The sequence below is a fragment of the Enterobacter cloacae complex sp. 385G4 genome (assembly GCF_057320665.1).
This window is the reverse complement of record NZ_JBXWDD010000003.1, coordinates 494028-502600: the sequence shown is the minus strand read 5'-3', so window position 1 is coordinate 502600 and position 8573 is coordinate 494028. Positions and strand designations below refer to the sequence as shown.

Annotated in this window: 10 protein-coding genes; 6 read left to right on the top strand and 4 right to left on the bottom strand. The window is 53.4% G+C overall.

Going from position 1 to position 8573, the window contains the following annotated elements; genetic code table 11:
• Positions 1 to 389 precede the first annotated feature (389 nt).
• A complete protein-coding gene (gmhB, locus tag AC2FAJ_RS12835) occupies positions 390 to 956 on the bottom strand; it encodes a D-glycero-beta-D-manno-heptose 1,7-bisphosphate 7-phosphatase (protein WP_028015601.1) in 567 nt (188 codons plus the stop codon).
• Positions 957 to 1144: 188 nt separating this feature from the next.
• Between gmhB and metN the strand changes: the two genes are divergently transcribed.
• From metN to proS, 6 genes are all read left to right on the top strand, one after another.
• Positions 1145 to 2176 carry a methionine ABC transporter ATP-binding protein MetN gene (metN, locus tag AC2FAJ_RS12830; protein WP_028015600.1) on the top strand — a complete coding sequence of 344 codons (1032 nt, stop codon included), beginning with the start codon at positions 1145 to 1147 and terminating at the stop codon, positions 2174 to 2176.
• Positions 2169 to 2822 (top strand): methionine ABC transporter permease MetI, encoded by a 654-nt coding sequence (locus AC2FAJ_RS12825; RefSeq protein WP_003856130.1) that lies wholly within the window; start codon positions 2169 to 2171, stop codon positions 2820 to 2822. Before metN ends, AC2FAJ_RS12825 begins: the two co-directional genes overlap by 8 nt.
• Before the next feature lie 40 nt (positions 2823 to 2862).
• A complete protein-coding gene (gene metQ / locus AC2FAJ_RS12820; protein WP_014168729.1) occupies positions 2863 to 3678 on the top strand; it encodes a methionine ABC transporter substrate-binding lipoprotein MetQ in 816 nt (271 codons plus the stop codon).
• Positions 3679 to 3784: 106 nt separating this feature from the next.
• Entirely contained in the window at positions 3785 to 4189 is a 405-nt protein-coding gene (gene rcsF / locus AC2FAJ_RS12815) for an Rcs stress response system protein RcsF (protein WP_008501883.1), read from the top strand.
• Complete coding sequence (tsaA, locus tag AC2FAJ_RS12810; RefSeq protein ID WP_041911179.1) at positions 4186 to 4893, top strand: tRNA (N6-threonylcarbamoyladenosine(37)-N6)-methyltransferase TrmO; 708 nt, start codon at positions 4186 to 4188, stop codon at positions 4891 to 4893. The genes rcsF and tsaA overlap by 4 nt, the downstream gene beginning before the upstream one ends.
• Positions 4894 to 5005: 112 nt before the next feature.
• Positions 5006 to 6724, top strand: a complete 1719-nt coding sequence (gene proS, locus AC2FAJ_RS12805; protein ID WP_045631174.1) for a proline--tRNA ligase — start codon at positions 5006 to 5008, stop codon at positions 6722 to 6724.
• Positions 6725 to 6771: 47 nt separating this feature from the next.
• On the opposite strand, the gene nlpE is transcribed toward proS, so the two are convergent.
• The 3 genes from nlpE to AC2FAJ_RS12790 are packed head-to-tail and all read right to left on the bottom strand — an operon-like array spanning position 6772 to position 8469.
• Positions 6772 to 7470, bottom strand: coding sequence for an envelope stress response activation lipoprotein NlpE (gene nlpE, locus AC2FAJ_RS12800; protein ID WP_045631175.1), 699 nt, complete (start codon positions 7468 to 7470; stop codon positions 6772 to 6774).
• Between the two features lie 34 nt (positions 7471 to 7504).
• Positions 7505 to 7927: an alternative ribosome rescue aminoacyl-tRNA hydrolase ArfB gene (arfB, locus tag AC2FAJ_RS12795; protein WP_028015595.1), complete on the bottom strand. Its 423-nt coding sequence runs from the start codon at positions 7925 to 7927 to the stop codon at positions 7505 to 7507.
• Positions 7924 to 8469 (bottom strand): YaeQ family protein, encoded by a 546-nt coding sequence (locus AC2FAJ_RS12790; protein WP_045631177.1) that lies wholly within the window; start codon positions 8467 to 8469, stop codon positions 7924 to 7926. The genes arfB and AC2FAJ_RS12790 overlap by 4 nt, the downstream gene beginning before the upstream one ends.
• Positions 8470 to 8573 lie beyond the last annotated feature (104 nt).

Sequence of the window (8573 nt, the reverse complement as noted above, 5' to 3'; positions counted from 1 at the left end):
CATGATCAAACTCTTCAATTTAAGTTTGATGCTCGTGAATTAAACTTCGTAATGAATTACGTATGTTCACTCAGAGACTTGGTATTCATTTTTCGTCTTGCGACGTTAAGAATCCATGTCACTTTGAGTGCCCACACAGATTGTCTGATAAATTGTTAAAGAGCAGTGCAACGCGGCTTTCGCTCACCGTTGCGAGGTGGCGTATATTACGCTTTCCTCTTTCAGAGTCAACCCGTTATTTCAGGATTTTTTCTCTTCAACCGACCGGGTTAACTGTGAAGTGATTCACATCCGCCGTGTCGATGGAGGCGCATTATAGGGAGCTGCCGAGGAATGACAAGCGGAAATATGCATTTTTATTTCGACCGCTCACCTTTTCGCCAAAAAGGCTATTTCTGATGCTTTTTTATCTCTTTTGGCAGCTCTGCCAGACTATTAATCACCCAATCCGCTGCACTTTCTGCTTCTGGTGTTACGGGCTTACCGGTACGCACTAATATTTTGGTACCCACTCCCGCCGCTGCGGCCGCCTGCATATCTTCCAGCTTATCGCCCACCATATAAGAAGCAGCCATATCAATGTGCAAGAACTCCTGCGCAGAGTTAAACATGCCCGGATGCGGTTTACGGCAGTCGCAGGTCTGACGATACTCTTCTACCGTTCCCTGCGGGTGGTGCGGGCAGTAGTAAATGCCATCAAGATCGACCCCGCGATCGGCCAGCGACCAGTCCATCCATTCCGTCAGCGTCTCAAACTGCGCTTCGGTGAACTTACCGCGCGCGATGCCGGACTGGTTCGTTACGACCACCAGCGCATAGCCCATCTCTTTTAGCTGGCGCATTGCCTCTATAACGCCGTCGATAAATTCGAATTCATCGATCTCATGCACATAACCGTGATCCACATTAATCGTGCCATCACGGTCGAGAAAAATTGCGGGTACTGATTTTGCCACCGGTTTGCTCCTGAAAAAGGCCTGTTGAGCTAGTATCTCATGAATCGCAGCGCAATAAAGTGCTCATCGTACAGAGTTGGATTGATTTAGACGTCTGGATGCCTTAACATCCGTTTTGTTTACGGTCATCACCCGTATCTGGCAGAAGAAAATGCCACGGCTAACTTACATACGATAAAAATAATCTAATGATTAAACTTTCCAATATCACCAAAGTGTTCCAGCAGGGGAACCGAACCATTCAGGCGCTGAACAACGTCAGCCTGCATGTTCCTGCTGGTCAAATTTATGGCGTCATTGGCGCATCGGGTGCGGGTAAAAGCACGCTGATCCGTTGTGTTAACCTGCTTGAGCGCCCAACCCAGGGCAGCGTAGAAGTTGGCGGTCAGGAACTTACCGCCCTTTCAGAAAAAGAACTCACCAAAGCGCGCCGTCAAATTGGCATGATCTTCCAGCACTTTAACCTGCTGGCTTCCCGCACGGTGTTCGGCAACGTCGCCTTACCGCTGGAGCTGGATAACACGCCGAAAGAAGAAGTGAAGCGTCGCGTTACCGAACTGCTCGACCTCGTGGGTCTGGGTGATAAGCATGATAGCTACCCGGCAAATCTGTCCGGTGGGCAGAAGCAGCGTGTTGCTATTGCCCGCGCGCTGGCCAGCAACCCAAAAGTACTGCTGTGCGACGAAGCTACCAGCGCACTGGATCCGGCCACCACACGTTCTATTCTGGAACTGCTGAAGGACATTAACCGTCGCCTGGGCCTGACGATCCTCCTTATTACGCACGAGATGGACGTGGTGAAACGCATCTGCGACTGCGTGGCAGTCATTAGCAACGGTGAACTGATCGAGCAGGACACGGTAAGCGAAGTATTTTCCCATCCGAAAACGCCGCTGGCGCAGCAGTTTATTCAGTCCACGCTGCATCTGGATATTCCAGAAGATTATCTGGAGCGTTTGAAAACCGAGGCAACGGCGGACAGCGTCCCGATGTTGCGTATGGAATTCACCGGTCAGTCCGTTGATGCCCCTCTGCTTTCCGAAACCGCGCGTCGCTTTAACGTGAACAACAACATTATTAGCGCGCAGATGGATTACGCCGGTGGCGTGAAGTTCGGCATCATGCTGACGGAAATGCACGGCACGCAGGAAGAAACCCAGGCGGCAATCGCCTGGCTGCAAGAACATCATGTAAAAGTAGAGGTACTGGGTTATGTCTGAGCCGATGATGTGGTTACTGGTTCGCGGCGTTTGGGAAACGCTGGCAATGACCTTTGTATCGGGTTTCTTTGGTTTTGTGATTGGCCTGCCGGTAGGCGTACTGCTGTACGTGACGCGTCCGGGTCAAATCATTGAGAACGCGAAGCTCTACCGTACGCTCTCCGCGCTGGTGAACATCTTCCGTTCCATCCCGTTTATTATTCTGCTGGTGTGGATGATTCCGTTTACCCGCGTGATCGTCGGCACATCGATTGGTCTGCAGGCGGCTATCGTTCCGCTGACCGTAGGCGCTGCGCCGTTTATCGCCCGTATGGTGGAGAACGCCCTGCTGGAGATCCCAACCGGTTTGATTGAAGCTTCTCGTGCAATGGGGGCAACACCTATGCAGATCGTCCGCAAGGTTCTGCTGCCTGAAGCACTGCCGGGCCTGGTGAATGCGGCAACGATTACGCTTATTACTCTGGTAGGGTATTCCGCGATGGGCGGTGCAGTTGGCGCTGGCGGTTTAGGACAGATTGGTTATCAGTACGGCTATATTGGATATAACGCTACCGTGATGAATACTGTTCTGGTATTGCTGGTTGTTCTGGTTTACTTAATCCAGTTCTCTGGCGATCGCATCGTCCGGGCTGTTACTCACAAATAACGTTACACACAACACAAACTCGACGAGTTAAGGATAAAACATGGCGTTTAAATTAAAGACCTTTGCAGCAGTAGGCGCGCTGATTGGATCTCTGGCACTGGTGGGTTGCGGTCAGGACGAAAAAGATCCAAACCATATTAAAGTGGGCGTTATCGTAGGTGCAGAACAGCAGGTTGCTGAAGTTGCTCAGAAAGTGGCGAAAGAAAAATACGGTCTGGACGTTGAGCTCGTAACCTTCAACGATTACGTTCTGCCGAACGAAGCGCTGAGCAAAGGCGATATCGACGCCAACGCCTTCCAGCATAAGCCATACCTGGATCAGCAGATCAAAGATCGCGGTTATAAGCTGGTTGGCGTGGGTAACACCTTCGTCTACCCGATTGCAGGCTACTCCAAGAAAATTAAATCGCTGGACGAACTGCAGCCGGGCTCTCAGGTAGCCGTGCCTAACGATCCAACCAACCTCGGACGCTCCCTGCTGCTGCTGCAGAAAGTGGGCCTGATCAAACTGAAAGACGGCGTTGGCCTGCTGCCAACCGTTCTGGATGTCACCGAGAACCCGAAAAATCTGAAAATTGTTGAACTGGAAGCACCGCAGCTGCCGCGTTCTCTGGACGATGCGCAGATTGCCCTGGCCGTTATCAACACCACTTACGCCAGCCAGATTGGCCTGACGCCAGCGAAAGACGGTATCTTCGTTGAAGATAAAGACTCTCCGTACGTTAACCTGATCGTGACTCGCGAAGATAACAAAGACGCGGAAAACGTGAAGAAGTTCGTTCAGGCCTATCAGTCAGACGAAGTTTACCAGGAAGCCAACAAAGTGTTTAACGGCGGCGCTGTTAAAGGCTGGTAATCTCACCTCAGTGTAATATCATCAGGACGGGCTTATGCCCGTCTTGTCATTTGTGCAGTCACCTGATTCAATATCTGACGTTTTGATTATCCATTGAGGAATTATTATGCGTGCTTTACCGATCTGTCTTTTAGCACTCATGCTGAGCGGCTGTTCTATGCTAAGCAGATCTCCTGTTGAACCCGTTCAAAGCACGGCAACCCCGCCAAAAACAGAGCCTGCAAAACCGAAAGTGGTTCGCCCTGCGCCGGTTCGCATTATCACCAAGGCTGACGAACTGGTCGGCAAACCGTTCCGTGAACTGGGTGAAGTGAGCGGTGAATCCTGTCAGGCAACCAATCAGGACTCTCCACCGAATATCCCGACTGCGCGTAAACGCATGCAGATTAACGCCGCAAAAATGAAAGCTAACGCGGTGCTGCTGCACAGCTGCGAAGTCACCAGCGGCACGCCGGGCTGCTACCGTCAGGCGGTTTGCATCGGTTCTGCGCTGAACATTACGGCGAAATGAGTGCATTTCAGTTTGAGCAAATAGGCGTTATCCACTCTCCGTATAAAGAGAAGTTCGCCGTGCCCCGCCAGCCCGGTCTGGTCACCAGCGGCAGCGGCGAGCTTCATCTTCAGGCACCTTATAACCAGGCCGATGCGGTACGCGGGCTCGAGTCTTTCAGTCACTTATGGGTGGTATTTGTTTTTCACCAGACAATGGAAGGCGGCTGGCGTCCCACCGTGCGTCCCCCGCGCCTGGGAGGAAATGCGAGAATGGGCGTGTTTGCGACTCGTTCGACCTTCCGCCCCAATCCGATCGGGATGTCGCTGGTTGAACTGAAAGGCATACGTTGCCAGAAGGATCAGGTCATCCTTGAGCTGGGCAGCCTGGACCTGGTTGACGGCACGCCGGTTATCGACATTAAACCCTATTTGCCTTTCGCCGAATCCCTCCCGAATGCGCGTGCAAGCTACGCTCAGGACGCACCGCAGGCGGATATGCCAGTCTCGTTTACGCCTGAGATAGCCTTACAGCTGAGTCAGCTGGAGAAACGCTATCCTCGCTTACGGCATTTCATCACTGAAGTTCTGGCACAGGACCCCCGTCCGGCCTACCGTAAAGAAGAGGAAGCAGGAAAGACGTACGCCGTCTGGCTGCTGGATTTTAACGTGCGCTGGCGCGTCACTGGGGCAGGTTTCGAAGTGTTTGCCCTTGAACCCAGGTAATTTTGTTCTCCTCTCTTTTGGCATCTTTGCCACACTGGTAAACTAAACCACTTTTTTTGTGTCAGGCTGGCGTTTCAGCCTGTTCCAATCGTCGAAATGGAACCGTAACAACATGCGTACTAGCCAATATCTGCTCTCCACTCTGAAGGAGACACCTGCCGACGCCGAAGTGATCAGCCATCAGCTGATGCTGCGCGCCGGGATGATCCGCAAGCTGGCCTCCGGGTTATACACCTGGCTGCCGACCGGCGTGCGCGTCCTGAAAAAAGTCGAAAACATCGTGCGTGAAGAGATGAACAACGCCGGTGCTATCGAGGTGTCCATGCCCGTGGTTCAGCCCGCTGACCTGTGGCAGGAGAGCGGTCGTTGGGAGCAATATGGCCCAGAACTGCTGCGCTTCGTCGATCGCGGCGAGCGTCCATTCGTTCTCGGTCCAACGCATGAAGAAGTCATTACCGATCTGATTCGTAATGAGCTGAGCTCTTACAAACAGCTGCCGCTGAACTTCTTCCAGATCCAGACCAAGTTCCGTGACGAAGTGCGCCCACGTTTCGGCGTGATGCGCTCTCGCGAATTCCTGATGAAAGATGCCTACTCTTTCCATACGTCACAGGAATCGCTGCAAGAGACCTACGACAAAATGTACGAGGCTTACAGCAAAATCTTCTCCCGCATGGGTCTGGATTTCCGCGCTGTGCAGGCTGATACCGGCTCCATCGGCGGTAGCGCGTCCCATGAGTTCCAGGTTCTGGCGCAGAGCGGTGAAGACGATGTGATCTTCTCTGACTCTTCAGACTACGCGGCGAACATCGAATTTGCAGAAGCGCTGGCACCAAAAGAACCTCGCGGCGCGGCAACGCAAGAGATGACGCTGGTTGATACGCCAAATGCGAAAACCATCGCCGAGCTGGTCGAGCAGTTCAGTCTGCCAGTCGAAAAAACCGTGAAAACGCTGCTGGTGAAATCCACCGAAGGCAGCGCTTACCCGCTGGTTGCCCTGCTGGTGCGTGGCGATCATGAACTGAACGAAGTGAAAGCCGAAAAGCTGCCGCAGGTCGCCAGCCCGCTGACGTTCGCCACGGAAGCGGAAATCCGCGCCGTCGTGAATGCCGGCCCAGGCTCTCTCGGTCCGGTGAATATGCCGGTTCCTGTCGTTATTGACCGCACGGTTGCTGCAATGAGCGACTTCTCCGCGGGTGCTAACATCGACGGTAAACATTACTTCGGCATCAACTGGGATCGCGACGTAGCGACGCCGGAAGTAGCTGACATCCGTAACGTGGTTGCAGGCGACCCAAGCCCGGACGGCCAGGGTACGCTGATGATCAAGCGCGGTATCGAAGTGGGCCACATCTTCCAGCTGGGTGATAAATACTCTCGTGCGCTGAACGCCGCCGTTCAGGGTGAAGATGGCCGTAACCAGATCCTGACCATGGGCTGCTACGGTATCGGGGTAACGCGCGTGGTGGCTGCGGCCATCGAGCAGAACTACGACGAGCGCGGCATCGTCTGGCCGGACAATATCGCGCCGTTCCAGGTGGCCATTCTGCCAATGAACATGCACAAGTCTTACCGCGTGCAGGAGCTGGCCGAGAATCTGTATGCCGAGCTGCGCGCTCAGGGTATCGAAGTGCTGATGGATGACCGTAAAGAGCGTCCGGGCGTGATGTTTGCCGATATGGAACTGATCGGTATCCCGCACACCGTCGTCATCGGCGACCGTAACCTCGACAGCGATGAGATTGAATACAAATACCGTCGCAGCGGCGAAAAACAGATGATCAAGACCGGCGATATTCTTGATTACCTGGTGAAAGCCGTCAAAGGCTAAACAAAAAACCCCGCTCTGGCGGGGTTTTTTAATGGCTCAACGTCAAATTATTTACTGTTACAGTCTTTACCCGCGGCAAACTTCGCGTCTTTATCTGCCACCAGCGTTTTCACCATCTCCCCGCTATCCGGGTTTGGCTCCAGCGTAAAGTGGCCGTCAACCGTCAGCAATACCGGCTTGCTGTCATTGCCGCGCGCCACGGCGTAATCACGTTCAAGCTGCGCATTGTTTGCCACGCTGACTTTCTTACCGGTAGCGCAGTCAGTAAAGATCGCCGCATCCGCCATATAGAAATACATCCCCCGCATCGTCATTGGCGTGGCTGGCAGCGACGCTTTCACCGGCGTCAGCGTGTAGTTGAGCTGGGATTCAATCGGATTGCCTTCCCGGTCGAGCATTTCCATGTTCTCACCTTTAGGGCGGAACCAGGTTTTGTCACCGGTGGTATCTGTCAGGACCAGCTTCTCCGCCGTACGCGCCCATGTCCCGTAGGTGGCAAATGAAGAGGGTTCTTTCGCGCCCTGGTAGCGTTGGTTCATCACCCAGGTACCGTCTTTTTGCAGGAACAGTGACGTTTCAATGCCTTCGCAGTCCGCGCAAGGCAATACGCCGCGCCAGCTCTGCTGCATTGGCTTTAACTCTTCATTCTGCGCTGGCTGCAAAACCTGCGTTTCAGAACGGTTGTTACACCCGAAAAGCGCAAACAATGTACTCACTGCCAGCGCTGAAAATAATGCTTTTTTCACAATGAATTCCTTATGAAAATTGTGTTCCCTTTCGTCACTCCATCGGGCGACGAACTTTACCGCGCAATGCTTTCACTGTGGATTTTTGGGCTTTCGAGGACAGCCGACGCTCTTTCGATGCGCGGGTTGGCCGTGTTGCCCGGCGGCTTTTTTGTACTGCCGTTAACTCTTTGATGACCGCCACCAGCCTGGCTAGCGCCGCCTCCCGGTTTAATTCCTGGCTGCGATACTCCTGGGCTTTGATCACAATCACGCCATCGCTGGTGATCAGATGATGGCTGGCGGCAAGCAGGCTTTCTTTATAATACTCTGGCAGGCTTGATGCCCGAATGTCAAAACGCAAATGGATAGCCGTCGACGCCTTGTTGACGTGCTGTCCGCCCGCGCCCTGAGCACGGATGGCGGCGATCTCCAGCTCGCTATCAGGGATGCTGACGCTTCGGGACAAGACGATCATGACGCAGGCTGCCAGGCTGTCAGATGAATTTCCAGATTATTCTGAGAGTCAGAAAGCCAGATGGCTCCGTCCTGGATCGTTGCCTGCAGCGCCATCGTCCGGCTGGCGAACTCGCTCAGCTGCGCCAGCTGTTCATCATCCAGATACCAGACGACGAGATTTTTAAACTGCGCGCATTTATTCTTATTTTGCTGCCACCAAATCTCCGCCGCGCGCTGGTTATAGGCGAATAACGCCACTTCCGCAGACTGAGTACACGCCTTCTTAATCCTGCGCTCGTCCGGCAGACCGAGTTCAATCCATAAATCGATCCCCAGATGGTCGTTGCGCAGCCAGGCTTCAGGCTCGTCTTCCGCACTTAACCCACGGGTAAACTGCAGACGTTCATCAGCATACTTAATCCACGCCAGCAGGCGCAGCATCATACGCTCCTGTGTTTCGGAGGGGTGGCGTGCCAGCGTAAGCGACGCATCCAGAAACTGGTTGCGATCAAGATCGGCCACGTTGACCACTGCTTTATAAATTGTCGCTTTCAGCGCCATGAGAGAACTCCATTCGAATCAGCCGCACATTGTAGCGAAAACGGAGGCAAAAGGCTGTTACCGAGTAATAAATACACCGCTATCAAGGCGCTGATATTGCTTAA